The organism is Archangium lipolyticum, from assembly GCF_024623785.1.
In the GTDB taxonomy this organism is placed as follows: Bacteria; Myxococcota; Myxococcia; order Myxococcales; family Myxococcaceae; genus Archangium; species Archangium lipolyticum.
In genome coordinates this window covers 209,941-234,289 of the sequence record NZ_JANKBZ010000001.1, presented here as the reverse complement: position 1 = coordinate 234,289, position 24,349 = coordinate 209,941, and the positions used below count along the sequence as shown (strand labels likewise).

Sequence of the window (24,349 nt, the reverse complement as noted above, 5' to 3'; positions counted from 1 at the left end):
AGCCCTCTTCCTCCTCCTCCCTCTCCCCCAGGAGGAACGAAGAGGAGTAGGCTCCCATCCATCAGGAGAACGGTTCTTACAGAATCCGGGGGCTCCTGGTGGACCGCAAGGGCCCCGATCTAGCAATCTTCTGCCTCCCAAAGAGCCCACTCCCGCCCTCCATGCGCTTCCTCCTTCTCAGTCGCGACGGTGACCACCCCATCGGGGCCGAGCTCACCCGGATGGGTCACGATGTGGTGGTCGCCGCGGGCCCCGAAGTGACCGCCGCCACCATCTCCCTGGTGGATGCGCTGGTCGTCGGGTCCGAGCTGGTCCGTGAAAAGTCCGAGTGGTTCAACCAGCTGCGCGCGCAGATCCGCGCCGCCGAAGTCATCGTGCTGGGCATGGCGCCCAGCACCTCGGACGAGGAGATCTCCTCCCTGCTGGAGTTCGGCGTCGACGACTACCTCGTCGCCCCCTTCCACGCCGCCGACGTGCGCGCCCGCATCGAGCTGCTCGAGCGCCGCAGCTACGCGTACATGCGCCGGCAGTCCCACGAGGAGTCCGCTCGCGGGGAGATCGAACGTCTGGCCGCCATCATCCAGACGCAGAACGACATCGCCCTGGCCGGGTTGGACCTCGACGTGGTGATGCGGCTCATCGCCGAGCGGGCGATGATCCTCTGTGGCGCGGGCGGCGCCGCCGTGGGCCTCATCGAAGGCGAGGACATGTATTTCCGCATCTGCCTCGGCTTCTACTCGCACGTGCAGGGCGTGCGGCTGCCCATCCGCAGCACCATGGCCGGCGCCAGCGTGCTCAGCGGCGACGTGATGCGCACCGACGACACCGAGCGCGACCCGCGCGTCAACAAGAACGTGTCGCGCAACATGGGCATCCGCTCCATGCTCAACGTGCCCCTCAAGCGCGACAACCAGACGGTGGGGTTGTTGAGCATCGCCTCGCAGGTGCCCTACGCCTTCGTCGACTCGGACGATCGCACCATGGAGCTGATGGCGGGCCTGCTCGGGGCCGCCATGGGCAACGCCGCCGAGCACGCGGCGAAGCAGGCCCTGATGACGGAGGTGGCCTCCATCGTCACCGCCCTCCAGGAGAGTCAGCACCTCTTCGACTCCTTCCTCAACAACAACCCGGCCCTGGCCTACATGAAGGACGAGTCGGGCCGACGCGTCTTCGTCAACGAGCCCTTCCGGCGCTTCTTCGGGCTGACGACGGGCATGGACGTGAGCGCCATCCCCGACGAGCAGCTCATGCCGCCGGAGACGGTCGTCCACCTGCGCGAGCAGGATGAGCAGGCCTTCCGCTCCGGCCAGCCCACCGTCTCCGAGAGCATGATCCCCACTCCGGACGGCGAGCCGCGTCACTTCCTCACCTACCGGTTCATCGCCCGCGACAGCTCCGGCCGGCGCTTCCTCGGGTGCGTGTCCTTCGACATCACCGAGCGCAAGGCCGCCGAGGGCGCGCTGCGCCGCTCCGAGGAGAGCTTCCGCGCCCTCATCGAGGGCTCGCCCGAGGCCATCTTCGTCCACCGCGGCGGGCCGCTGCTCTACGTCAACCCCTCCGCGTGCGCCTTCCTGCGCCTGCAGGCCAACGAGCTGGTGGGCCGCTCGCTGCTGGACTTCGTCCACCCGGAGGATCGCGCCGTCGCCGCCAGCACGCTCGATGGCATGGCCGGCCGCGGGGGCCACCGGGTGCGGGAGATCCGCTTCCAGCCTCCGGACGGCAGCGTGGTGACGGCGGAGATCAGCAGCCTGCGGCTCGTCTTCGCCGGCCAGCCCGCCACCCTGGTGACCGCCCGCGACCTGACCGAGCGCAAGCAGATTCAAGCGCGCCTCGTCGTCGCCGACCGGCTGGCCTCGGTGGGGACGCTCGCCGCGGGCGTGGCGCACGAGATCAACAACCCGCTCGCGTTCGTCATCTCCAACCTGTCCTTCCTCACCGAGGAGCTGCACGCGCTGTCCGCGGAGCTGCCCACGGGCCGTCTGGACGAGCTGGAGGAGGTGCTGGAGGAGACGAACGAGGGCGTCAACCGCGTGCGGCTCATCGTCCAGGACCTCAAGACCTTCTCGCGAGGCGACGAGGAGCAGCCCACCTCGGTGGACCTCACCCGCGTCATCGGCTCCGCGTTGTCGCTCGCCCGCGGCGAGCTGCGCCACCGCGCCACCCTGGTGAAGGACGTGTCCGACGTGCCGCTCGTGGAGGGCAGCGAGGCCCGGTACTGCCAGGTCGTCCTCAACCTGCTCATCAACGCCGCCCACGCCATCGCCCCCGGCCAGCCGGACAAGAACGAGATCCGCGTCAGCCTGCGCACCGAGAACGATCACGCCATCATCGAGGTGAAGGACACCGGCTGCGGCATGCCCCCCGAGGTGCTCAGCCGCATCTTCGATCCGTTCTTCACCACCAAGCCAGTGGGTGTGGGCACGGGGCTCGGCCTCTCCATCTGCCACGGCATCATCACCGGCTTCGGCGGGGAGATCTCCGCCTCCAGCGAGCTGGGCAAGGGCAGCACCTTCCGCATCAGCCTCCCGGCGTACCACAAGGCCCGGTTGAAGGCGGGGTAGGGCGCCGCTCCCTCAGCGGGAGCGGAAGAGCGGGAAGAAGTCGCGCGGGGCCTTCTTCTTGCGCACGCACCGCGTGTCCGCGCTCATGTAGCAGGCCGAGAAGCCCCGTCGACGGCTCCCCGTGCGGCTCGGGCTCGAGCGGTGCCAGACGTAGTTGTGCAGCAGCAGCACCTCGCCGGCCTCCACCGGCAGCGGGACCTTCCGTCCATCCGCTCCGCGCGCCGCCACCTGATCCGGCGGCACCACGCCCCCGAGCGGCGTGGACAGGCCCCAGCGGTGGCTCCCCGGCACCACCTCCACGCAACCTCCGTCCAACGGCGCGTCGTCGAGCGCGGTCCACAGTTGCAGCTCGGGATCCTTCGTGAGGCCCCACAGCTTACCCCCATCCTGGTGCCAGGGCAGCTCGCTCCCGCCGCGCTGGCCCTTGTGGAAGAGGATGGCCCGGTAGAGGCAGATGTCCCCGGGGATGAGCGTCCGGGCGATGCGCTCGAAGAGCGGGTTCTCCATCCACGCGAGGAAGCGCGGATCCTTCTCCAGCTTCTCCAGCTTGCGGTAGTCCAGCGAGGGGCCCTGCCAGCCGAGCCCCAGGGGCGTGTCCTCGTACCGGCCCGTGGGCGCGTCCATCTGCCAGAAGAAGCCCGGGTAGCTCACCCGGCCCAACATGAGATCGTCCGCCCGCTCGCGCAGCGCCTCCAGGCCCTCCGCGTCCAGCAGCCGCCCCAGGCGCGCATAGCCGTGCTCGGCGTAGTGCGCCAGCGGACCCGCGATGTCGAATGTCTCCGCGTCCACGGTCAGCATGCTCACCTCGCGTACGTGGCCTTCGTCGGCGTCATGGAACGACAAACAACCATGGCGGGCACTCCAGGGGCACCGAATAGTGAACGCCGGGGGTTGCATTGGCGGGAGGCCGGCCGAATGGTGGGCGGGACATGCCCTACCGCCGTCTCACCCGCTTCGTCTCCGCCCCCGATGGCACTCGCGTCGCGTACCACACGCATGTGGGCAATGCCCCGGAGGGTGAGGCGGAGTCGGCGCTCGCCTCCCGGCCGACGGTGCTGCTCACCAACGGCATCGGCACGTCGGAGAACTTCTGGCGGTACATCGTCGCGGACCTGGAGCAGGACCACCGCGTGGTGCACTGGGATTACCGGGGCCATGGCCGGAGCCACGTGTCCGTCCTGGGGGACTACTCGATGCGCGTCCAGGTGGATGACCTCGAGCGCGTCACCGAGGAGATGATGGTCCGCGGTGACGGGCGCCCGCCGCACCACGTGGCCTTCTCCATGGGCGTGCGCGTGGTGCTGGAGCTGTACCGGCGCCGGCCGGAGCTGGTGTCCGCCGTGACGCTCATCGGCGGCAGCCCCTCCACGCCGGATCCAAGCGCCTGGTTCCTCCCCCTGCCGGGCGGGCAAGGCTCCCTGGCCCGCGCCTTCCGGAGCCTGACGCCCCTGGTGCCCCACGTGGCGCCGCTCGTCCACGAGCTGCTCTCCTCGCGGCTGACGTACCCGTTCGGGCGTGCCACGGGGCTGCTGCGGGCCCGCGCTCCTCGCGCGGACATCCAGGAGTTCATGCTGGCCCTGCGCCGGATGGATCCCCAGGCCTTCTGGTTGATGATGCGCGGTCTGGTGGAGGCCCCGCCCTCCTGGGACGTGCTGCCCCTGCTCCGGGTGCCCGTGCAGATCATCGCCGCGAAGAACGACCTGTTGGTGCCCCTGCTCGAGATGACGCGGATGCGCGAGCGGCTCCCGGCCGCGGAGTGGGTGCTGGTGGAGGACGCGGGCCACGCGGGCCTGGTGGAGGCGGGCACGGAGATCGCCGAGGCCCTGCGTGCCTTCCGCCAGTCCTGTGGCGTGGGCCCGGCCTATCCGGCGCACACGCCGTGAAGTCCTTCCGTGCGCCTCGTTGTCACCCAACCGGCGCGTAGCGGGACTGGACCCGCGCGCGCCGGTCAGGCAATGAGATCGGTACCGTGCGGATCGTCTCCTGGAACGTGAACGGGCTGAGATCGGCCCACAAGAAGGGTTTCCTGACCTGGCTGGCGGCCGAGAAGGCCGATGTGGTGGGCGTGCAGGAGGTACGAGCGCTCGAGTCACAGCTCCCGGAGGAGGTGCGCGCTCCCGAGGGCTGGCGTGCCTCCCATTTCGTGTCGGCGCAGCGCCTCGGCTACAGCGGGGTGGGGCTCTTCGCGCGCAAGGTTCCGGACTCCGTGGAGACGCTGCTGGGCGTGCCGGAGATGGACGCCGAGGGCCGGCTGCAGGTGGCCCGCTTCGGACGCCTGACCGTCGTCAACTGCTACTTCCCCAACGGCAACGGCAAGGAGCGGGACAACAGCCGGGTGCCGTTCAAGCTGGCCTTCTACCGGCGCCTCTTCAAGTTGCTGGAGAAGGGCCTGCGCGACGGCGAGCGCATCCTGGTGATGGGGGACTTCAACACCGCGCACCAGGAGATCGATCTGGCCCGGCCCAAGGACAACCGGGAGACGAGCGGCTTCCTGCCCGAGGAGCGCGCGGAGCTCGACCGGTGGATCCGCTCCGGCTGGGTGGACACCTTCCGCCACTTCGAGAAGGGTGGGGGGCACTACAGCTGGTGGAGCCAGCGCTTCGGGGTGCGCGAGCGCAACGTGGGGTGGCGCCTGGACTACGTGCTGGCCTCGCCCGGGGCCATGCCCTATGTGAAGCGCGCCGGCATCCATTGCCAGATTCTCGGCTCGGACCATTGCCCGGTGAGCGTGGATCTGGACCCCAAGGTCCGCCGCTGATACGTCCGGAGGGACCTCATGAACGCACTGCTCTCCATGTATGCGTGGCTGGAAACCGGCCTGGTGGCGTTGACGGGCTTCTGCATCCAGGCGCCGCTGGTCGTCACCTGGCCCTTCGATCGGCGCAAGGTCGTGACGGGGCGCGCCTTCCGGCTCATCGGCGTCACCGCGGCCAGGCTCAACCCCTTCTGGAAGTTCGCCGTGCACGGCAAGCCGGTGCGCCCCGCGGGCCGCACGGTGGTGGTGAGCAACCACGAGTCCAACGCGGATCCGTTCCTCATCTCCTTCCTGCCCTGGGAGATGAAGTGGCTGGGCAAGGCCTCGCTCTTCAAGATTCCCGTGGTGGGCTGGAGCATGTGGCTGGCCGGCGACATCCCCGTGCGCCGGGGCGAGAAGGACTCCGCCCAGGAGGCCATGGCCATCTGTGCCCGCTGGCTGGACAAGGGCATGCCGGTGATGATCTTCCCCGAGGGCACGCGCTCGAAGACGGAGGATCTGCTCCCCTTCAAGGACGGCGCCTTCCGGCTGGCCATCGAGACGGGGGCGGACGTGCTCCCCATGGCGGTGAGCGGGACGCGCCGGGCGCTGCCCAAGCACTCGTGGCGCTTCGCCACGTCTCGCGCCCTGGTGACGGTGGGCACGCCCATCTCCACCAAGGGCATGACGCTCGCGGACCTGGAGCGGCTCAAGGCCATGGCCCGGGAGCAGATCCTCGCCCTCCGGGCCTCGTTGATGCCGCTCACCGGCGTCGAGGGGAAGGCTCCCGGCGAGGAGTAATTCCGCATACGCACTCATTGTGCAGGGCTACTGGACAGCAGGTCCTTGTCTCTGTTATCCAGTGGGGGTTCAATTTTCGTGCAGTATAGGAAATTCCCCCATGGATATCCCCCAGATTCCCCCCCAAGCCGTCCTGGCCCAGCTCGGTATGGGCTACCTGGTGACAGCCTCTCTCACGACGGTGGCGAAGCTGCGCATCGCGGACATGCTGCGTGACGGCCCCAAGCCGCTCGAGGAGCTCGCGCTGCGCTCGGAGACGCACCCGCGCTCGCTGCACCGGGCGCTCCGGGCCCTGGCCAGCCTGGGCATCTTCTCCGAGGACGAGCAGGGCCGCTTCGGCCTCACCCCGCTGGCCGAGCCGCTGTGCACGGACGTGGCCGGCTCCATGCGCGATGCCCTCCTCATGCTGGCCCACCCCGCCTTCTGGGATGCCGCCGGGGAGATGCTCTACACGCTGCGCACGGGCAAGAACGCGCTGGAGCACAACCTCGGGGAGATGTTCTTCGACTACCTGGCGAAGAACCGCGAGGCCGCCGAAGTCTTCGACAACGGCGTGACGGGCTTCACCGCGCTGGAGAACGCCCCCATCGCCAGCGCCTATGACTTCTCCGGATGCCAGCGGGTGGTGGACGTGGGCGGCGGCCACGGTGGCTTCATCGCCGAGATCCTCAAGCGCAATCCCTCGCTCCAGGGCACCCTGTTCGATCTCGACTACGTGCTGAAGGGCTCCACCGTGCTCGCGGCCGAGGGCGTGGCGGATCGGTGTGACACCGTGGTGGGCGACTTCTTCAAGTCCGTCCCCGCCGGCGCCGACGCCTACCTCGTCAAGCGCGTCCTCCACGACTGGGACGACGACGAGTGCGTGTCCATCATGAAGAGCGTGCGCCAGGCCCTGCCGGCCCACGGGCGCGTGCTGGCCATCGACGTGGTCATCTCTCCGGGCAACGAGCCCAGCCCTGGGAAGATCGTCGATCTGCTGATGCTCTCGTCCTCGCGTGGCCGCGAGCGCACCGAGCGGGACTTCCAGGAGATGTTCGCCGCCGCCGGACTGAAGGTGTCGCGCGTCATCCCCACGCCCTCGCCGCTGTGCATCGTCGAGGGCGTCATCGCCTGAGACGGCGGGTCAGCGCACCGTGCGCGGCTGCACCTGCACGGGCGCCGGCACCGGCAGATCCGGATCAATGGCCCGGATGATCCAATCCAGGGACCTGCGCTCCCAGTCGGGGTCCTTGGAGGCATCCAGGTAGCGCTCGTACGCGTACACGCCCGAGGTCTTCGCCAGACGCAGGATCTGGATGAGCGCCACCGTGCTGTCGAGCACCACGACGGAGCGCTCCATGCCGTGACCGCGCAGCCAGACCATCGACTCCTTGACGATCTCCTGGGTCTCCGGAGGGTTGGCCTTCTGGGTGCGCGCATCCGCCAGCATCCCGAAAGGCTTGCCCTCGAGCGTGAGCACCTTGTGCTTGATGTCCTCGAACCAGGCGCGCGCCTCCGCGGGGGTGATGTACCCGGGACAGTGGATGCGGATTCCGTAATCCGTCTGGACGTTCTGTGGGACTGGCATCGCGACCCCTCGTGTCGGCCGGGCCCTGTCTTCGGGGAGGGCCCGGCGGTACGGGCCCGGAGCTTAGCCCGGACCGTTTCCGACCGGAATCTATGTGGTCATCTCGCCGGATGAGACGCGCGGTGAGGGGGCGAGGGGGCGCGTGGCCACCGCGCCCCCCGGCTCACTTCTCCTCGGGCACGTGCAGCGTGAGGACGGGGCAGTGCGCCCGGGCGATGACCTTCTGGGCCACGCTCCCCAGCAGCAGCCTCGGCAGGCCCCGGCGGCCGTGCGTCCCCATGACGATCAGGTCGAACCCGCCCGACTCGGCGACCCGGAGGATGGCCGCGCCCGGCTCACCCACCTCCAGCCGATGGGTGATGGGCACGGACGACTGGAGCTCCTTGACGAGCGCCTCCAGCTCCTTGCGCGCCGCATCGAGCGCCGTCTTCTCCAGCGACTGGGGGCTCCAGCCCGGCGCGGCGACCAGGAGATCCGGCGCCACGTACTGGGGCGGCTCCCAGGTGTGCAGCAGCTCCAGGGAGGCGTTGAACGGCCGGGCGAGCTGGATTGCGTAGTCGATGATGGTGCGCGAACCCTCCATCAGGTCCACGGGCACGAGGATGCGAGAAGGCGTGGGCATCGTAATCCCTCCGTTGCCGCCCGGACCCCGGAGTGGGGTGGGCTTTGCTCCTTAGATGGCTGGAAGAAGCGTGCCAGGGGAGCCGCATGTGAAGGGGGATGTCCGCGTGCAAACTCTTCCGAGAGGTGGGGAGGGAGCGCAAGCCTTGCGTCCGACGGAGTCCTGCCCGGAGGGGCAGGCACGGGGAGGGGGAAAAGCGAAACGGCGGCCCCCGAGAGGAGCCGCCGTTCCCGTGCTTCGAGCGTGGGGGAGACCCGGGACTACAGGCCGATCTCCGCGAGGCGGGCCTTGATGGCGGAGGCCTCGACGCCCGCGTTGTAGGCGCTGCTGCTGTAGTTGGAGCCGACGCCCACGTGGTGCAGGCCGATCACCTGGTGCGCGTAGGTGGAGCCCGCGCCGCCCAGCACCGGCGAGCCCGACGAGCCGCCCAGCGTGTCCGCGTTGTAGGACAGCTCGTTGCTGCTCCAGTTGGTGTTGAGGACCGAGCCCGGCGAGTACTTCTTCGTCGGCGTGCAGCTCGGGGTGGCGTTGTAGTCGCAGTTCTGGTGGACGACGTACATGGCCGAGCCGTTGGTGGCGTTGCCGCTGGCCACCGTCAGCTTGCCGTACACCTGGCCGGGGAGGGTGCCGTTGACGGCCTTGCACTGGATGACCGTCATGTCCTCGGCCGTCCACGTCTTCACGAAGGTGGAGCAGTCGTACCAGATGCGGTTGGCCGAGGCGACGCCGTCCTCGTAGTTGAAGGACACCCTGGCGCCCGCCGCCTGCGAACTGCTGCCGATGCAGTGGTTGTTGGTCACCACCTTGTCATTGGCCACCAGCCACGCGGTGCAGCGGCTGCCCACGGCGGGAATCGACAGATAGCCCACCGCCTTGGAGCGCGTCCGCTCGGTGCTGGTGGAGCTCAGCGACGTGACGCTGCTCCAGTTCACCGAGCTCACGATGACCGGGGACTCCGCGGAGCCAACGGACTCCGCGTCCGGTACGTCCGGAGGCAGCTCGGCAACACCACAGCCCGTCAGACCGACGACCAGGAACGCACGAGCAATCTTCAGGTTCATAAGTGGGGGGGTCTCCATGCGCGGGGATGCGCGGACGAAGCCCTGTGGCACGTCCCGTGCCAGATGCCCGCGCGGCCGTTCTTCCCTCTGAAGACGGCGCCCCACCCGCTCCCCGGTTGGAGCATGCACGCTCCCGTCTCTGGATGGCAGATGTAAACGGATTGCACAGACTGGGAGAAAACCCGAGTCGGCTCCGCACCTTATGCGGGGGCGGCGACTGTCCTCAATCAGAACAGCTGGATTCCTGGAAACCGTAGCGAAACTGGACAATCGGTGATGCTCCCAGGGAGGGGTGGCCCGGAGGGCTTTCGACCCGGCAAGTCCTGTGGAGGGTGGGAGAGGTGGCTAGGTTTCTCTTTTGTCAGGGCAAGGAGGAGAGGAGCCCATGCGCCCACCCATCGATTCCGGCACCGTGCTCATCACGGGGGCCTGCTCGGTCATTGGCCGGGAGATCGCACGCCAGCTCGCCCGCAGGGCCCGGACCCTGGTGCTGGTCGCATCCGAGAGGGAGCCGCTGGAGGAGCTGCGGGACGAGCTGCTCGAGAGAAACCCCACCCTGGGCGTGGCGGTGGAGAAGTGCGACCTGTCGCATCCGGACGAGGTGGATGCGCTCCTGGACTCGTTGCACCGCCACCTCATCCACGTGGACGTGCTGGTGAACAACGCCGATCAGGGGGAGTACGGCCTCTACGAGCAGCAGCGCTGGCCGCGCATCCACCAGATGCTGCGGGCCAATGTGTCGGCGCCCATGCTGCTCACGCACCGGTTGCTGCGGCGCATGGTGGAGCGCGGGCGCGGCGGCATCCTCAACATCGGCTCGGGGGGTGGACGGCTGTACATCCCGGGCATGGCCGTCTACGCGGGGACCCGGCACTTCCTCGAGGGGTTCTCGGAGTCACTGCGGTTGGAGCTGGCCGGCACCGGCGTGGTGGTGACGCGGGTGGAGCCCGGGCCGGTGGCTGAAGGCGAGGCGCTCGCACACCCGCCGTCGTGGATGAGCATCTCCGCGGTCCAGTGTGCCCGCGAGGCGCTCGAGGGGTTCGAGCATGCCTCGCCCCTGGTGTACCCGGGTTTGGCGTACCGGTGGATGATGCGGCTGGTGTCGCTCATGCCGCGCCCGCTGATGCGGGCCACGGGGTTGATGGCCGCGAAGAAGCTGCGGCGGGCCACCTCGTTGCTGGAGGACCGTGGCCAGCAGGTGTTGCTGGCCAGTGGGTCCGAGGCGTCTTGAGGAGCCTCGGGGCGGGGCTCAGCCGATGATCATGTCCTCGCGCTCCAGCTTGCCCTCCTGGAAGCGGCGCAGGTTGAAGCGCGTGAAGAGCTCGTCGGACTCGCCCGTGGTCATCCACTGCGCCATCCGCTCGGCCACCGCCGGGGCCATCATGAAGCCGTGTCCCACGAAGCCCGAGAGCTGAAGCATGTTCTCCAGGCCCGGCGTGCGGCCCAGCACCGGGTTGTTGTCCGGCGTCACGTCGTAGCAGCCCGCCCACTGGCGCAGCACCTTCACGTGCCCCAGCTGCGGCATCTGCTCCAGCAGCGCCTGCGAGAAGCGGGACACGAAGCGCAGCGTCGAGCCCATGTTCAGCCCCGCTGGCTCCTTCGCGTCACCCATGCCGCCGACGATCTCCCCGCGCATGGACTGGCTGAAGTACAGCCCCGAGTCCAGCACCGACACCAGCGGGCTCAAGAAGGGCTTGAGCGGCTCCGTGCTGAGGATCTCGTGCCGGTGCGGCTCGTTGGGCAGTTGCACCCCCGCGAGCCTGGCGATCTCCGGGCTCCACGCGCCCGTCGCCAGCACCACCGTGTCGCAGGCGATGTCACCGCGATCCGTCTTCACCTTGCGCACCAGGCCATCCGACTGCTCGAAGCCGGTGACGTTCGTGAAGGTCTCGACCTTGATGCCCGCCTTGCGGCAGGCGTTCGCGTAGCCCCAGAGGAACGGCCAGGGGAAGATGACCCCGTCCTCCGGGTTGTACGAGGCCGCCTGCGTGCCCTTCAGCGACAGGCCGGGCACCACCTCGCGCGCCTCGTCCACCGTGAGCAGCCGCGTGGGCACCCCGTGCTTGTTGTGCAGCGCCACGTTCTGCTCCAGGCGCTTCGCCACGGCCTTCGTCCTGGCCATGAAGAGGTAGCCACCCTGGCGCAGCCAGACGTTGATGCCCAGATCCCTCGCGAACCGGCCCATCAACGCGATGGAGCGCTTGGCCAGCTCGATGTTGGCCGACGTGCCCCACTGCATGCGCACGCCGCCCCCGTTGCGTCCGGACGCGCCCGCGCACAGGTAGCCGCGCTCGAGCACCACCACGTCCGTCTCGCCGCGCAGGGACAGGTTGTACGCGAGCGCCAGGCCCATGATGCCGCCGCCGATGATGACCACCTTCGCGCGAGCGGGCACCGGAGCCTCCGGCCGCAGCGCCGACGGGAAGACGGACAGCTCCTGGGGCACTCCGCCCACCGGAGGCTGGGACTCGTCCACCGGCGCCGAGGCCAGCACCGACAGCTCCGTCGGGAACTCCGGTGGCCGCGGCGTGAAGGGCAGCAGGCCCGCGGGCTTCTGCGCCTTCTCCTTCGCCAGCAGCGCCGCCACCGCCGACAGGCAACCCTTGCCCTGGCAGATGCCCGTGCCGAAACCCGTGAAGCGCTTCACCGACTCCACGTCACAGAAGCCCCGCGAGACAGCGTGCCGGATGTCATCGGCGGTCACGTCCTCGCAGGAGCAGATCAGCGTCTTGCTCATGAAAGTCCTCCGAGGAGCGCCTCGGCCGCGCGCCGACCCGAGGCCGCGGACTCCGCCATGCTCCTCCCACCCGTCACATCCCCTGCCACGAACACGTCCGGTGCCGCGGTGCGTCCGTCCGCGTCCGCCACCACCGCGAACACCTCGCGCGCCTCGTCGAACTCCACCTTCGCACCGCCCTGGCGGGCCAGCTCGAAGCTCGGGCTCGTGGCCACCGCTACCAGCACCGCGTCACAGTCCACCTTCACCCGCCGGCCCGACGCGTCCGCGTAGCTGAAGCCGCTCACCTCGCTCCGGCCGTGCGCCTTGGGCTCGCGGCCCAGGGTGGCTCCAGCCGGTGCTCCCGGGGGCACCGGGCCCTTCAGGTCCACCACCGCCGCTACCCTCGTCCCGTGCTCCTCCATCAGCCGCGCCAGCGCGTACAGCTCGGGGCCCCAGCCCACGAGCGCCGCCACCTCGGGTGCCACGCCGTAGCGGCGCATCAACAGGCTCGCCGCGCGGCCCGCGTACACGCCCGGCAGGTCATTGTTCTCGAAGGGCAGCAACGGCGGGTGGCCGCCCGGCGCCAGCAGGAAGCGCTCGGCGTAGACCTTGAGGAGCCTCATCTCCTCCGTCACCACCGCCAGGAAGCGGCCGGCCTCGTCGTCATACAGGCCGATGACGGTGGCCCGCGTGCGCACGCTGCCCGGGGGCAGGGCGCTCGTGTCCGGCATCTTCGGGGCATCCAGCTCCGGAGCGCCCGCGACGAAGCGGCCACCCAGGGTGTCCTCGCGCTCGAAGAGGAGGAAGGGCACGCCCCGGGCGGCCAGCACCTGGGCCGCCGAGAGGCCCGATGCGCCACCGCCCACCACCGCCACGCGGGTGCGCAGCGTCTGTGCGGGCATGCGCTCCGGAGCGGGCGAGGCCGGCAGCAGCCCGAGGCCCGCGAGCTGGCGCGCCACCTTGGCCATCACCTGCTCGGCCACGGGCACACCGGCGAACATCTCGTGGTGATCCAACCCCTTGGGGAAGAACCAGTCGATCGCCTCGAAGACGTCCACCTTGGCGGAGGGGTAGGCGTTCTGCCGCTCCAGCTTCATGCCCGCGCGAGCTGGCACGCGGCAGGTGTAGACGTTGGGCACGCCGTCCACGCGCATGAGGCAGTGGGAGCACGCGCCGGCGAAGCAGTAGGGGCCCCGGGCGCGGTGGTACTTGATGGAGCGGGCGAGCACGGACTCACCGGCGGCCACGAGCGAGCACGCGATCGGCTCGCCCTCGACCGCCGGCACGGATTCGCCCTCGAGGTCCATGGTGATGGACTGACCGCGCGAGGCGGCATCTGGGAGGCGTCGCATAAGGTGCGCGGACAATGTCCCAGCGGGCCCGGGTGGTCAAAGCCCGCTCGGGATCCCGCGTTGCCTCCCGGGCAGGGGAGGTGACAGCGGGGGTGATGGCGCGTGGAACCCCGGCTTCTCTCCTCGCTGGCGCGGTGCGTCAGCCCGCTCGGAGGACCAGGGGTCGGGTCCCTCTGGGTGCGCGTTCCTCCGGGAGTTACGCAGAAGTTGCGCGAGGCGCGGCGTGCTCACCTTGCGATGGGACTGGCATGCACCGTGCTGTGGAGGAGGGTGGGGTTCCTACAGCGGAGGCGTTCATGCTCACCGGTTACTTCTTCTCGTTCATCCTGGCCGCCGTCATGGTCGCCGCCTGTGCCCGGTGGCCCCATACGGTGGGGCGCCTCGTGGTGGCCGCCGTCTTCCTGATCGCGAGCATCATCAACCTCACGCTCGCGCTCGTCGCTCCCCGGCTGTACGTGGAGGGCTTCGGGCCCATGGCCGTTCCGCTGTTCCAGTCGTTCATCGAGGGGCCCTTCGCGGCGAATCCCGCGCTCTTCGTGTTGCCCATCGCGCTCGGGCAGTTGCTGTGCGGACTGGCGGTGCTGTTCGGCCGCGGGCGTGTGGCGCGGCTCGGCCTGGTGGGCTGCCTCGTGTTCCTCGTGGCCATCACGGGGCTCGGGGTGGGGTGCGCGTTCCCGGCGAACCTGGCGATGGCGATCGGCCCCGCGCTCCTGCTGGGGCACCGGTTCGCGCATGGCGCGCTGTACGGACTGCACCGCAAGCACCACGCGGGGGCGGGCCTTCCGGCGGGCCGGTGAAAACACCTCGGGGGCGGCCGGAGCGTTCCCCACGCTCACAGCCGCCCCCGGAGGGTCCTTCCTTCACGTCGTCCCGCCGCTCAGCCCGGCACGCGCTCGGACATGATGGGCTCGGGCATGCCCCGCGGGCGGTTGCCGAACCGGGTGCGGATGACCGCGCCGAAGGCCACCAGCGTCGCCAGCGTCAGCACCAGCGGACCCAGCACCGGGATGTTGCCCACCACCAGCAGGAGCAGCAGCCCCAGGGCCAGCACCATCGCCTGCGTCTTGCGGCCGCGCATCACCGGCAGCTTCATGCCGAGCTCACTCGCCACCGCAGCGAAGCCCAGCGCCGTCGTCAGGAAGGCCACCACCCACAGCGCCACCACCACCGGGATGCCGATCAGCGTCACCGTGAGCACCACGGTGATGGGGATCATCGCCAGCGCGCCCAGGAACCCCACCACGCCACTCTTCACCGGCTGCGCCCGGATCTCCGAGCCCAGCTCCTTCATCCGCGTCGGCAGGAAGAGCTGCCCCAGGAAGCCCGTGCCGAAGAGCATGGCGAACCACACCAGGAAGGCCGCGAAGTCGTTGTCGTTCCGCTCCTCGCGCTCGACGCGAGAGGCCTTCGCCTCCTTGATGTTCTCCTTGATCTCCCCCGCCACCATGCGGCCGATGTTGGCGCCGCCGAAGGACTCGGTGCTGCCCTCCACCTTCGCCCCGTCCTGCTTGATGACGGCGCCGCCGAAGGACGAGACGTCTCCTTCCACCACGGCGCCCGGGCCGAGCACCACGTTGCCGCCGAAGGCGTGTGCGTCACCCTCCACGTGGCCGGTGATCTCCAGGTTGCCGCCGAAGACGACCGCGTCGTCCTCCACCTTCCCCTTCACCGTCAGGTTGCCGCCGTAGACGACGGCGCTGTCCACCGACTCGCCCTCATTCACCTCCAGCGAGCGTCCGCGCGCCACCACGTCGCGCGAGCCATGGGAGCGACGCACCTCCCGGATCTTCTCGCGCACGCGCTCCTTCACCTCGTCCTCGTCCACGGCGTTCTCGGCCGCCTCCGCCACCTCGTCCGCGATGTCCGGGGGAGCCGGCGGCGCGATGGCTGGAGCCGGCGGAACGTTCGGAACCGGCGGCGTGGGCACGGAGGGGGCCGCCACGCTGACCTGGCTCTTCTCCTCGGCCGTCAGGGGGCGCAGCGTGTAGATGCCGTTGTCCTGCTCCAGCTTCAGCGAGTAGGCGCGGGCCACCGTGCGCAGGGCCTGCTCGGCGCCGACGTTCTTCAGGCGGACCTCGGCGGGCGAGTCCAGGTCGCCGGTGACCACCACGTTGAGGCCACCCTCCTCGGCGATCTTCTGGATCGCATCGCGCAGGGAGCCGCGGAACTGGACGTTGATGGTGTCCTGGGCGCGGGCCTCCTGGGCCGCGGGGGCCTGGGTCTGGGCCAGCGCGAGGGGGGAAGCGAGGAGGAGTGCGGGAAGGAGCAGGCGCTTGGAGATCTTCATGGCGACACTCACGCTTCGGAGGGGGTAGGGCCGTTGCCGGCCAGTCGCTTGATGCCGAAAAGGGTGGAGAAGAGGAGGGCGGCGAGCAGGGCCGCGACGGGGCCCGCCGCGGTGTTCCACAAGGCATGGGCCCCACTCAGCAGCGCTTCGATGAAGGCCCTGCCGTCCACCAGGAAGCGGGCCAGACCGGTGCCGGCCCCGCTCAGGGCCTTGTCGCTGGTGAGCAGCACCCCGAGTCCCGCCAGGAGCGAGACCGCCAGGATGGAGAGGCCCGTCCACAGCTCGCTGCGCAGGGGAGGGGGCTCGGTGGCCACGCGTGCCATCACCTTGTGCACCAGGTCCGGCGGAGGGAGCGGATCCGCCAGCCGGTACAGGTCCTTCTCCAGCAGCCGGTGCTCCTCGATGATGGCGGTGCACAGCGGGCAGAGCTTCGCGTGCTCCATGGCGGGGCCGTGCTCGCCGGACTCCATCTCGGTGAAGAGCACCTCGAGATCCGGGCACTCGATCGACGTGGGCATCATGTCGGCTCCTCCGGGCTCATCTTCTTGCGGAGCTTCTCCCGGGCCCGGAACAGGCGCGCCATGATGGTGCCCGGCGCGCAGCCCAGGACCTGGGCGATCTCCTTCGTGGTGCGCTTCTGCACGTAGTAGAGCGCCAGCACCTCCCGGTCGTCAGCGGACAGGGTGGCCAGGGCCGCTTCCAGCGACTGGTGCTCCTGGCGGGCGATGGCGCCCTCCTCGAGCGACGCCTCTCCACTGGGGAGGACCTCGCTCATGGGCTCGAGCTCCTCCGTCTTCACCTTGGTGCGCCGGCGCAGCAGGTCCAGGCACAGGTTGCGGGTGATGGCCATCACCCAGAGATCGAAGGGGCGGGACTCGTCGTACTTGTGCAGGTTCTGGTAGGCGCGCAGGAAGGCTTCCTGGGACACCTCGGCGGCCTCGGCCTCGTTGCCGAGCAGGCGCAGCGCCAGACCGTAGACGGGGCGCTGCACGCTGCGTACGAGCGACTCGAAGGCCGAGGGGTCTCCGCGCCGGGCGGCCAGTACATCGGCCTTCCAGGGCGGGGCGGCGGAGTCATCGGCCACCAGCATGCCGATGGCCCGGGCGAGGTCCGCGACGTCTGCTGCGTTGAGGGCGAGAGCGTTCACGCCCTGGTCTACGGAGCATGGGTCCCCTGATTGCACCGCCGTGGAAATCGGCGGGTCCGATCACTTCTTCTTCCGTGATTCCGGGCGCTTGGCCGCCTGCTCGCGCCGTGCCTTTTCCTTGGCGTCCTTCTTCTGGCGCTGGCTCTCGCGGAAGCCGAGGGGCTGGGTGGGCCTGGCGTCGGTGGCCTCCCGGGTCCGCACGCGCTTGTCGGGAGCGCCGGGGGCCTCGGGAGCCGGGCTCCGCCTGGCGGTCCCCCTGGCCGTGGAGATGCCCCTGGCGCCCGAAGCGCCTCGGGTCTCCCGGAGGGGAGGCGTGGGGGCCGGGGCCCGGCGGGGACCCCGGGGGGCATAGGCCGTGTCCGCCGTCTCCCCATCCTGGTCCTCGTTCTGGGGCGCCCGCCAGGAGTCGCGGATCTGCTGGGCGCTCTCCTCCTGGTACTCGAAGTGGAAGAGCCGCTTGATGACGAGCGTGGCGTAGGCGCCGGGGGGCAGGGTGAAGGCGATGTTGACCTTGTACTCGCCCCGGTTCAGCTCGTCGTTCTGGACGCGGCCGATGACGAGCTTGTGGGGGAGGACGACGGTGGGGCGCTCCTCGTGCTTGAAGTAGAGCATCCGCGGGGCCTCCTTGATGCGGAGATCCTCCAGGGACAGCTTCTCGCGTCCGAGCACCCAGTCCACGGCCTCCTTCACCTTCGGATCCTCGATGCGGGTGTCCGGGGCGAGCAGGGGGAAGGTGGACTCGCGCAGGACGCGGAGCACCTCGGGGTCCGCGTCGCGGTAGAAGAGGAGGGTGCCCGCCTGGTACTTCAGGGGGAAGAGGTGCTCGCGGGGCAGCAGCAGCTGGAGGTAGCGCCGCACGCCCTCGTTCCAGAGGTAGCTCTGGTAGGTGAAGAGCAGCATGGCGCGGTAGGACGCGTCGATCTGCAGGAAGGCGCGCAGGTAGTCGCCGGGGTGCTCGCGCAGGGACTTGAGGATGCGGTGGTACTTCTTGCTGCCCTCGAAGGGCACGCGCGCGTCCCACCGGCCCCAGTTGTCGCGCCAGAAGCTCTTCACCTTGGCGTCCTCGGTGCGGTCCAGCTCCGAGGGCTTGGCCAGGTAGTTGCGCAGCGCGGCCTCGAAGTCGCCGCGGATGAGATCCTTGGCGATGAAGCCCTGGCCGTGCTTGAGCGAGCCGAAGCGCTGGCTGTCGAAGTAGTTCACCACGCCCAGGCGGTTGACCTCGGCGGCGGCCACGTTGAGGAAGCCGACGGACGTCTCCGACAGCGAGCGCACGGTGACGGCGAAGCGGTTGGAGGTGATGTTGGCGGCCGACAGGGGCTTGTCCGAGCGCCCCAGGTACTTCAGGCGCAGGTCGGGCTCCTGCATGTCCACGTCCGCCCCGTCCACCGCGATGAGCTGCTCGGTGCGGCCCTGCTTGTCCTTCAGGCCGCAATAGGAGATGGAGCCCGGCTTGAGGCCGAAGGCGTCGCGGATGCGGTCCGCCGCGTCGAAGGTGGACAGCTTCTGCTTGTCCATCAGGTAGACGCGGTAGCGGCCGCTCGGTACCTCATCGAAGCGGTACGACTCCTTGACGGAGAAATCCTCGGGTCTCTGCTTGATTCGCACGAGGCTCCCTTAACAGCCGGAGCCGCCTCAGAGGAAGGAGCGATTGGCCGGGGGCCTGACAACCGGACACCGGGCGGCGTAACGTTCCGGATCGCCCATGAGACCGCTCCTCCTGTTCCTCCTGCTGACCGCCACCGGGTGCGCCACCACGATGTCCACCCTGCAGACGGGCAAGCCGCTCGCCCGGGGGCAGCTCCAGGTGTCGGGGGCCATGGGCATCTTCGCCCCGGTGGGCCAGCTCGCCACTGTCATCGACCAGGGCATCAAACAGGGCAAGGCCATCAAGAACACCATCGAGTCGGGCGAGCCCTACCACCTGGCCGAGGAGGACGCCCAGAAGCTGCTCGGCGTGGGTCTGGCGCTGGCGGTGGCTCCGCCGGGCACCAGCAACGAGCTGATGATCCGCACTGGCCTGCTCGAGTCCCACTCCCTGGACCTGGGGTTGCGGCTGAGCACCAGCTCCGTCCGGCTCGACGGCAAGGTGCGCCTGCTGCACGCCGGAGACCCCGAGGACGTGCCCATGAACGACAACCGGCGCAAGTCCTTCGACGTGGCGCTCGGGGCCGCCGTCTCCCGGCACCTCTTCAAGAGCCCCATCCTGCAGGCGCTGGAGCTGGTGGAGATTGACGACTTCTCGCGCTGGGACGTGGAGATCCCCCTCTACATGAGCATGGACTTCGGGGACATCTTCAAGCTGTACGCGGCGCCCAAGTACATCTACAGCCGCACGTCGCTGGACCAGAAGCTGGTGGACTACTCGCGCTTCGGCCAGGACGTGACGGGCTTCGACATCGCGCTGCCGGCCCGGATCTCCAGCCACTTCTACGGCGCCAGCGTGGGCTTCGCCCTGGGCTACAAGTACGTCCACGTCTATGCCGAGCTCACCGCTGGCTACACCGACTGCCGTCCGGTCATCTTCGGCCAGCAGAGGGATCTGGGGGGGGTCACCGTCTACCCGGCCATTGGCATCGCCTTCAAGAATCCCACCCCGTTGGGCGCCATGCTGGCGCCGTCCACGCCTCCGTCCGTTTCTCCGGTAAGCCCGGAAAGTCCGGTGTCCGTCCCCTGAGGTCGCCCCCCAGGCGGGCATCCGTTGCCGTTCCGGTGCCCCATTGCCTCTGGTAGTGTCCCGCCGGTGACGTTGGAGTCCGGGCCGTCGAGGTCTCGCGCGTGAGTCAAGGTTCCACCCAATCCGCAAAGTCCGCTGGCCTCCGGGGGCCGCACCTCAAGGGGCGGTTCCCGGATGGTTCGTCGGGGGATTTCCCGCTGGGAGATCTGACGACATTGGGTCGCCATCCCTCCAACACGGTGCGGCTGGTGGACCGGGAAGTCTCCAAGGAGCACGCGAGCATCGAGCGGATGGGCCGCGACTTCATCCTGCGCGATCTGGGCTCCTCCAACGGCACCTTCGTCAACGGGCGGCGCGTGGCGGAGCTGCGGCTGCGCGACGGGGATGAGATCACCCTGGGCGCCTCCAAGCTCGTCTTCCACGTCGGGGATCCGACGGGCTCGTTCGCCCAGGCGGCGCAGCCGCAGGTGACCGCGAGCCCCCCGGCCAATCCGGGACGTGCCGCTCCTCGCGTGACGGTGGTGGCGCAGTCGCACTCCATCCCCGCCTTCCTCGCGCAGATGGATCAGCAGGCGCCGCAGAACTTCCGGCCCGCCGAGCAGATCCAGGAGCTGGCCACCCTCAAGCGCGAGTACGAGAAGCTGCGCATCGCCTACGAGTTCCACCGGCAGGTGAGCCAGCAGGGCAAGCAGGCCGATCTCTTCGAGCAGATCCTCTCGGTGGCCTTCCAGCTGCTGGCGGCGGACCACGGCGTCATCCTCAAGCCGGTCGCGGATGGGCAGTTCACCGCGGTGGCGATGAAGCACCGGCAGGGCAGCCCGCTGAACGTGATGGTGTCCGACACCGTGCTTCAGAAGGTGGTCGAGACGCACAAGGCGGTGCTCACCGCGGATGCCATCATCGACGAGCGCTTCTCGTCCTCGGAGAGCATCGTGGCCCAGGGCATCCGCTCGGCCATGGCCGTGCCCCTGCTGTCCAAGGGCCATCTGGAGGCGGTGCTGTTCCTGGACTCGCGCCAGCAGACCAACGCCTTCTCGGAGAAGGATCTGACGATCCTCTCGGGCATCGCGGCGCAGGCGGCCATCGCCCTGGAGAACGCGGCGCTGGGCGAGCAGATCCGCGCCGAGGCCATCACCCGCGCCGAGCTCAGCCGCTTCCTGTCGCGCGCGGTGGCCGAGGCGGTGATCCGCGGCGAGACCGAGGACCTGCGGCAGAGCCGGCTGGCGGAAGTGACGTGCCTGTTCGCGGACATCCGCGGCTTCACCACCCTGTCGGAGAACGAGTCTCCGCAGGAGGTGGTGTCCATGCTCAACGAGTTCTTCACCCTGATGGCGGGCGTGGTGTTCCGCCACGAGGGGAACCTGGACAAGTTCATCGGCGACTGCGTGATGGCGGTGTGGGGTCCGCCGTCGCAGCACCCGGACGATCCGGCCCGCGCGTTGCGCGCCGCGCTGGAGATGCAGGACGCGGTGGAGGTGCTCAACGGCTCGCGGATGGCGGCGGGCAAGCCGCCCATCGAGGTGGGCATCGGCGTGAACACCGGCCAGGCCGTCGTGGGCTACATGGGCAGCACCGAGCGCCACGAGTTCACGGCGATCGGTGATACCGTGAACACGGCCTCGCGCTTGTGCGGACTGGCCAAGGGGGGAGAGGTGGTGGCAACCGAGAGCACCGTCAGGAAGGCCGGCAACGGCTTCGAGGTCGCGCCCCTGCCCGTCACCCAGGTGAAGGGCAAGGAGAGGGGCGTGCAGCCGTACCTCGTGCTCGGGTTGGAGATCACCAACTCCAAGGCCTGATGAAGACCCAGAACTGTCCCAACTGCGCGCGTGCGCACGACGTGAGCGGGCTCGCGGACGGCCACGAGTTGGCGTGTGCCTGTGGGACCCGCTTTGTGGTGCGGGAACTGGAGCGCTCGCCAGTGGCCCTCGTGGACGGAGTGGATGCCACGGTGGTGCGTCCCTCGCTGCCGGTGGGGGGCCCGACCCCGCTGATGACCGGACCCGTGACGGAGGGCTCGTTGGTCTCCACCTCGATGGAGCTGCCGGGCTACGAGCTGGTGCGCGTGCTGGGCCGGGGCGGCATGGGCGAGGTGTGGCTGGCGCGGCAGAAGTCGCTGCGGCGCATGGTGGCGGTGAAGGTGCTGCCGCCGCGGCTGGCGAAGGATCCCGAGTTCGTCACGCGCTTCGACAAGGAGGCCACGGCGCTCGCGGCGCTCAACCATCCCAACATCGTGCAGATCATCGATCGCGGGGTGGCGGGAGAGCACTACTACTTCGTGATGGAGTACGTGGAGGGGCGCTCGCTGCGCGACGTGATGCGCGAGCTGTCGCCTCCCGAGGCCCTGCGCGTGGCGCTGCAGGTGGCGCGGGCCATCGAGTGCGCGCACGACAAGGACATCATCCACCGCGACCTGAAGCCGGAGAACATCCTGCTGGACGGGCGCGGGCACGTGAAGGTGGCGGACTTCGGACTGGCGGGCATCCGCCGGCCGGACTCCCGGCTGCAGCTCACCGCGACGGCGGTGGCCATGGGGACGATCAACTACATGGCCCCGGAGCAGCGCCGGGACGCGAAGAACGTGGATGGGCGGGCGGACCTGTTCTCGTTCGGCGTGGTGCTCTACGAGATGCTCACCGGGGAGCTGCCGGTGGGGCGCTTCAAGCTGCCGTCCGAGCGCGTGGAGGGCCTGGACGCGCGGGTGGACGAGGTGGTGGCGCGGCTGCTGGAGAACGAGCCCGAGGCGCGCTACCTGAAGGCCTCCGAGGTGTGCCGGGAGCTGGAGGCGCTCGTGTCGAGCACCTCGCTGCCGCCGGGGCTGCTCCAGCAGCAGGCCGAGGCCGAGCTGAGCCCGGTGCGCAGACGGCTGAAGTCGGGCTGGCGCAAGGTGCGGGTGGTGCTCACGGTGCTGGGCGGGATGGCGGTGATCTTCGCCGGGGCGAGGCAGGTACTGGGCCCGGTGCGCCTCTTCCAGATCGGCGACAAGAAGGTGGTCCTCGGCTCGTGGGGTCCGCGGTTGACGGAGGCGGACAAGGCGTGGCCGGCCAACACCGATGGCGATCTGCTCGTGACCTCGGCGGTGGAGGAACTGGCGGACGGGCGGGTGCGGTTGGGGGTGGACTTCGTGGCGGGCGAGGAGGAACTGAACGCCCACGCGGGGACGTGGACGTTGAAGGACGGACGGCTCCACGTGATGCAGGGGGGCAATGAGGCCAATGGCGGGCAGCTGATTCCGCGTGCCTTCCTGGCCCACCGCTACTTTTCCAGTGACGACTTCTCCGCCGAGGCGCTGATGAGCGTGAGCCCGTTGGGCAGGGGCTACGCCGAGGAGCCCGACGCGCAGCACTATGCCGAGCTGTCCTTCCGGGCCACCGGCCTGCAGGTGTCCGTCTACGCCATTCCCGACGCGGGGATGCGGCTGAGCTGGCGCTACACCGACGAGGAAGGGCAGGAAGTGGTGGGCAACAGCTCTCAGGAGGTGGAGAGCCTGGTGCAGGACGAGACGCCGGTTCCCTCGGGCCCCTTCCGCGTGAAGCTGCAGCTGAAGAAGAAGAAGAACGGCGTGGACGTGCAGGCCTATATCAACGGCGCCTCCGAGCCCTTCGCGCGCAAGTTCCTGGAGGGCTTCCAGGGGCGTTCGGCGAAGGTGGCGCTGGGGTGCCGCAACCTGACCTGTACCTTCGATGACCTGGTGGTGCGGGGCGTCCAGACGAAGAAGTCCGCGCACGACAAGGTGGCGGAAACCGAACAGGAGTGAGGAGGAGCACCTCCCGCGGGGCAGGTCCGTGTCCTGTGGTGCACGGCACGGCGGCACCGGTGTGCCCTTGCGGAATCCGAGGGGCATCCGCACCTTTGGTCCGGGCTCGGCCCGCCCGTGAGAGACATGGAGAGCGGGCCGTGGTCCTGACTCCGGGCATGGGGGAGCCATGGACTTGCGGTTGGCATTTGCCCCGCTGTACGCGGCGGGACTGGGCGCGCTGGTGCTCGCGGCGTTCACCTTCGGCCGCAAGGACGCGCGAGCCTTCTCACCGCGGTGGCCGCTGGCCTGGTTCGGGCTGCTGGCGATGGTCTTCGCGCTCGTCGCGCTGCGCTACGGAGCCGGGCCCCTCACGTGGGCGTCGCCCGCGGTGCTGGGCGACGGAGTGGGCTTCGCGCTGCTGGTGGCCGCGGCGGGGCTGGCGGTGGTGGGCTCGCGCATCCGGGTACGCGCGGACACGCTGAGGGCCGAGGCACCTCGGAGCCTCGACGAGGGCGTGGCGGCGCTGCGCGAGGGACGCTCGCCAGGGTGGGGCGTCTACCGCGGGCGGCTGGCGTCGAGCGATCAGGTGACGTCGCCGGGCGGGGTGGTGTGCGCCTTCTACGAGGCGGAGCTGCGAGGCGTCATGCCGGACGGGAGCAAGGGCCCGCTGCTGTCGGTGGAGCGGGCGTACGCGCCGGTGTTGCTGGTGCGGGGGGAGCGGGCGGAGGCGGCGGTGTGCTTCTCTCCGAAGCTGCTGCTGGCGCCGGTCCGGATCCGCCGTTGCCAGATGGGGAAGCCGCTGGCGGAGACGGGCACGGAGGTGCCGGCGGAGGGGCAGGCGGTGGAGGAGGCGCTGTCGTACGAGCGGGTGGGGAAGCTCGGCGAGGAGTGCTTGGTGGTGGGGGAGTTGCGCAAGGGTCCGGTGCCGGGGGTGTACGAGCTGCGAGGGAAGCAGGGCGGGCCGGCGATGGTGCTGCTGGGAAACGAAGGCGAGGGGACGGGCACGGTGCTGGTGCGCCGGGCGTGGAGGCTGTTCGCCGCGGCCGGAGGACTCACGGTGGCGGCGGCCTGGGTGCTCGCGGGTTGAA

21 protein-coding genes are annotated in these 24,349 nt (G+C 69.6%); 11 read left to right on the top strand and 10 right to left on the bottom strand.

The features are described 5' to 3' along the window. Positions 1 to 221: 221 nt before the first annotated feature. Complete coding sequence (locus NR810_RS00815) at positions 222 to 2,561, top strand: PAS domain S-box protein (protein WP_257446270.1); 2,340 nt, start codon at positions 222 to 224, stop codon at positions 2,559 to 2,561. 12 nt (positions 2,562 to 2,573) lie between these two features. Here NR810_RS00815 and NR810_RS00810 read toward each other — a convergent pair whose 3' ends face one another. Further along, on the bottom strand, positions 2,574 to 3,359 hold the full coding sequence (locus NR810_RS00810; protein ID WP_257446267.1) for a phytanoyl-CoA dioxygenase family protein: 786 nt from the start codon (positions 3,357 to 3,359) through the stop codon (positions 2,574 to 2,576). Between the two features lie 131 nt (positions 3,360 to 3,490). On the opposite strand from NR810_RS00810, the gene NR810_RS00805 reads away from it, so the two are divergent. From NR810_RS00805 to NR810_RS00790, 4 genes are all read left to right on the top strand, one after another. Next, the gene (locus NR810_RS00805) at positions 3,491 to 4,444 is read left to right on the top strand and encodes an alpha/beta fold hydrolase (RefSeq protein WP_257446265.1); all 954 of its coding nucleotides are present in this window, start codon (positions 3,491 to 3,493) and stop codon (positions 4,442 to 4,444) included. A gap of 86 nt (positions 4,445 to 4,530) precedes the next feature. After that, the gene (locus tag NR810_RS00800; protein WP_257446263.1) at positions 4,531 to 5,319 is read left to right on the top strand and encodes an exodeoxyribonuclease III; all 789 of its coding nucleotides are present in this window, start codon (positions 4,531 to 4,533) and stop codon (positions 5,317 to 5,319) included. A gap of 18 nt (positions 5,320 to 5,337) precedes the next feature. After that, positions 5,338 to 6,096, top strand: coding sequence for a lysophospholipid acyltransferase family protein (locus tag NR810_RS00795; protein ID WP_257446262.1), 759 nt, complete (start codon positions 5,338 to 5,340; stop codon positions 6,094 to 6,096). 100 nt (positions 6,097 to 6,196) lie between these two features. Next, positions 6,197 to 7,210: an acetylserotonin O-methyltransferase gene (locus tag NR810_RS00790; protein WP_257446260.1), complete on the top strand. Its 1,014-nt coding sequence runs from the start codon at positions 6,197 to 6,199 to the stop codon at positions 7,208 to 7,210. A gap of 9 nt (positions 7,211 to 7,219) precedes the next feature. Here the strand turns inward: NR810_RS00790 and NR810_RS00785 are convergent, their stop codons facing one another. The 3 genes from NR810_RS00785 to NR810_RS00775 all read right to left on the bottom strand — a co-directional run bounded on the left by NR810_RS00785 (position 7,220) and on the right by NR810_RS00775 (position 9,346). After that, complete coding sequence (locus tag NR810_RS00785; protein WP_257446257.1) at positions 7,220 to 7,663, bottom strand: hypothetical protein; 444 nt, start codon at positions 7,661 to 7,663, stop codon at positions 7,220 to 7,222. Positions 7,664 to 7,826: 163 nt separating this feature from the next. Continuing rightward, the gene (locus NR810_RS00780; protein ID WP_257446255.1) at positions 7,827 to 8,285 is read right to left on the bottom strand and encodes a universal stress protein; all 459 of its coding nucleotides are present in this window, start codon (positions 8,283 to 8,285) and stop codon (positions 7,827 to 7,829) included. A 260-nt stretch (positions 8,286 to 8,545) separates the two neighbouring features. Further along, positions 8,546 to 9,346, bottom strand: a complete 801-nt coding sequence (locus tag NR810_RS00775) for a trypsin-like serine peptidase (protein WP_257446253.1) — start codon at positions 9,344 to 9,346, stop codon at positions 8,546 to 8,548. Between the two features lie 385 nt (positions 9,347 to 9,731). Here NR810_RS00775 and NR810_RS00770 point away from each other — a divergent pair, with 385 nt between their 5' ends. Next, entirely contained in the window at positions 9,732 to 10,577 is an 846-nt protein-coding gene (locus NR810_RS00770; protein WP_257446252.1) for an SDR family NAD(P)-dependent oxidoreductase, read from the top strand. 18 nt (positions 10,578 to 10,595) lie between these two features. Here the strand turns inward: NR810_RS00770 and NR810_RS00765 are convergent, their stop codons facing one another. Beyond that, positions 10,596 to 12,083 carry an FAD-dependent oxidoreductase gene (locus NR810_RS00765; RefSeq protein WP_257446250.1) on the bottom strand — a complete coding sequence of 496 codons (1,488 nt, stop codon included), beginning with the start codon at positions 12,081 to 12,083 and terminating at the stop codon, positions 10,596 to 10,598. After that, a complete protein-coding gene (locus NR810_RS00760) occupies positions 12,080 to 13,417 on the bottom strand; it encodes a 2Fe-2S iron-sulfur cluster-binding protein (protein WP_257446248.1) in 1,338 nt (445 codons plus the stop codon). Before NR810_RS00760 ends, NR810_RS00765 begins: the two co-directional genes overlap by 4 nt. A 296-nt stretch (positions 13,418 to 13,713) precedes the next feature. On the opposite strand from NR810_RS00760, the gene NR810_RS00755 reads away from it, so the two are divergent. Next, positions 13,714 to 14,214, top strand: coding sequence for a hypothetical protein (locus NR810_RS00755; RefSeq protein WP_257446236.1), 501 nt, complete (start codon positions 13,714 to 13,716; stop codon positions 14,212 to 14,214). A gap of 80 nt (positions 14,215 to 14,294) precedes the next feature. Here NR810_RS00755 and NR810_RS00750 read toward each other — a convergent pair whose 3' ends face one another. The 4 genes from NR810_RS00750 to truD form a co-directional block, all read right to left on the bottom strand. Next, positions 14,295 to 15,704 (bottom strand): bactofilin family protein, encoded by a 1,410-nt coding sequence (locus tag NR810_RS00750; protein WP_257446233.1) that lies wholly within the window; start codon positions 15,702 to 15,704, stop codon positions 14,295 to 14,297. A gap of 8 nt (positions 15,705 to 15,712) precedes the next feature. Continuing rightward, on the bottom strand, positions 15,713 to 16,225 hold the full coding sequence (locus NR810_RS00745) for a hypothetical protein (RefSeq protein WP_257446232.1): 513 nt from the start codon (positions 16,223 to 16,225) through the stop codon (positions 15,713 to 15,715). Next, positions 16,222 to 16,794 carry an RNA polymerase sigma factor gene (locus NR810_RS00740; RefSeq protein WP_257447739.1) on the bottom strand — a complete coding sequence of 191 codons (573 nt, stop codon included), beginning with the start codon at positions 16,792 to 16,794 and terminating at the stop codon, positions 16,222 to 16,224. Before NR810_RS00740 ends, NR810_RS00745 begins: the two co-directional genes overlap by 4 nt. Positions 16,795 to 16,911: 117 nt before the next feature. Then, on the bottom strand, positions 16,912 to 18,456 hold the full coding sequence (truD, locus tag NR810_RS00735; protein WP_257446229.1) for a tRNA pseudouridine(13) synthase TruD: 1,545 nt from the start codon (positions 18,454 to 18,456) through the stop codon (positions 16,912 to 16,914). A gap of 97 nt (positions 18,457 to 18,553) precedes the next feature. Between truD and NR810_RS00730 the strand changes: the two genes are divergently transcribed. The 4 genes from NR810_RS00730 to NR810_RS00715 all read left to right on the top strand — a co-directional run bounded on the left by NR810_RS00730 (position 18,554) and on the right by NR810_RS00715 (position 24,348). Then, positions 18,554 to 19,525, top strand: coding sequence for a hypothetical protein (locus NR810_RS00730; RefSeq protein ID WP_257446227.1), 972 nt, complete (start codon positions 18,554 to 18,556; stop codon positions 19,523 to 19,525). A gap of 101 nt (positions 19,526 to 19,626) precedes the next feature. Next, positions 19,627 to 21,321, top strand: coding sequence for an adenylate/guanylate cyclase domain-containing protein (locus NR810_RS00725; protein ID WP_257446225.1), 1,695 nt, complete (start codon positions 19,627 to 19,629; stop codon positions 21,319 to 21,321). Further along, positions 21,321 to 23,279, top strand: a complete 1,959-nt coding sequence (locus NR810_RS00720) for a serine/threonine-protein kinase (protein WP_257446222.1) — start codon at positions 21,321 to 21,323, stop codon at positions 23,277 to 23,279. The genes NR810_RS00725 and NR810_RS00720 overlap by 1 nt, the downstream gene beginning before the upstream one ends. A 169-nt stretch (positions 23,280 to 23,448) precedes the next feature. Continuing rightward, positions 23,449 to 24,348, top strand: a complete 900-nt coding sequence (locus NR810_RS00715; RefSeq protein ID WP_257446220.1) for a hypothetical protein — start codon at positions 23,449 to 23,451, stop codon at positions 24,346 to 24,348. Position 24,349 lies beyond the last annotated feature (1 nt).

Bases quoted from the DNA above. Each gene is read 5' to 3' on its own strand.
- NR810_RS00745 (WP_257446232.1), bottom strand. From the start codon at position 16,225: ATGATGCCCACGTCGATCGAGTGCCCGGATCTCGAGGTGCTCTTCACC.
- NR810_RS00730 (WP_257446227.1), top strand. From the start codon at position 18,554: ATGAGACCGCTCCTCCTGTTCCTCCTGCTGACCGCCACCGGGTGCGCC.
- NR810_RS00785 (WP_257446257.1), bottom strand. From the start codon at position 7,663: ATGCCAGTCCCACAGAACGTCCAGACGGATTACGGAATCCGCATCCAC.
- NR810_RS00715 (WP_257446220.1), top strand. From the start codon at position 23,449: ATGGACTTGCGGTTGGCATTTGCCCCGCTGTACGCGGCGGGACTGGGC.
- NR810_RS00815 (WP_257446270.1), top strand. From the start codon at position 222: ATGGGTCACGATGTGGTGGTCGCCGCGGGCCCCGAAGTGACCGCCGCC.
- NR810_RS00765 (WP_257446250.1), bottom strand. From the start codon at position 12,083: ATGAGCAAGACGCTGATCTGCTCCTGCGAGGACGTGACCGCCGATGAC.
- NR810_RS00775 (WP_257446253.1), bottom strand. From the start codon at position 9,346: ATGAACCTGAAGATTGCTCGTGCGTTCCTGGTCGTCGGTCTGACGGGC.
- NR810_RS00755 (WP_257446236.1), top strand. From the start codon at position 13,714: ATGCTCACCGGTTACTTCTTCTCGTTCATCCTGGCCGCCGTCATGGTC.
- NR810_RS00790 (WP_257446260.1), top strand. From the start codon at position 6,197: ATGGATATCCCCCAGATTCCCCCCCAAGCCGTCCTGGCCCAGCTCGGT.
- NR810_RS00750 (WP_257446233.1), bottom strand. From the start codon at position 15,704: ATGAAGATCTCCAAGCGCCTGCTCCTTCCCGCACTCCTCCTCGCTTCC.
- NR810_RS00810 (WP_257446267.1), bottom strand. From the start codon at position 3,359: ATGCTGACCGTGGACGCGGAGACATTCGACATCGCGGGTCCGCTGGCG.
- NR810_RS00720 (WP_257446222.1), top strand. From the start codon at position 21,321: ATGAAGACCCAGAACTGTCCCAACTGCGCGCGTGCGCACGACGTGAGC.
- NR810_RS00740 (WP_257447739.1), bottom strand. From the start codon at position 16,794: ATGCTGGTGGCCGATGACTCCGCCGCCCCGCCCTGGAAGGCCGATGTA.
- NR810_RS00770 (WP_257446252.1), top strand. From the start codon at position 9,732: ATGCGCCCACCCATCGATTCCGGCACCGTGCTCATCACGGGGGCCTGC.
- NR810_RS00795 (WP_257446262.1), top strand. From the start codon at position 5,338: ATGAACGCACTGCTCTCCATGTATGCGTGGCTGGAAACCGGCCTGGTG.
- NR810_RS00780 (WP_257446255.1), bottom strand. From the start codon at position 8,285: ATGCCCACGCCTTCTCGCATCCTCGTGCCCGTGGACCTGATGGAGGGT.
- NR810_RS00805 (WP_257446265.1), top strand. From the start codon at position 3,491: ATGCCCTACCGCCGTCTCACCCGCTTCGTCTCCGCCCCCGATGGCACT.
- NR810_RS00760 (WP_257446248.1), bottom strand. From the start codon at position 13,417: ATGCGACGCCTCCCAGATGCCGCCTCGCGCGGTCAGTCCATCACCATG.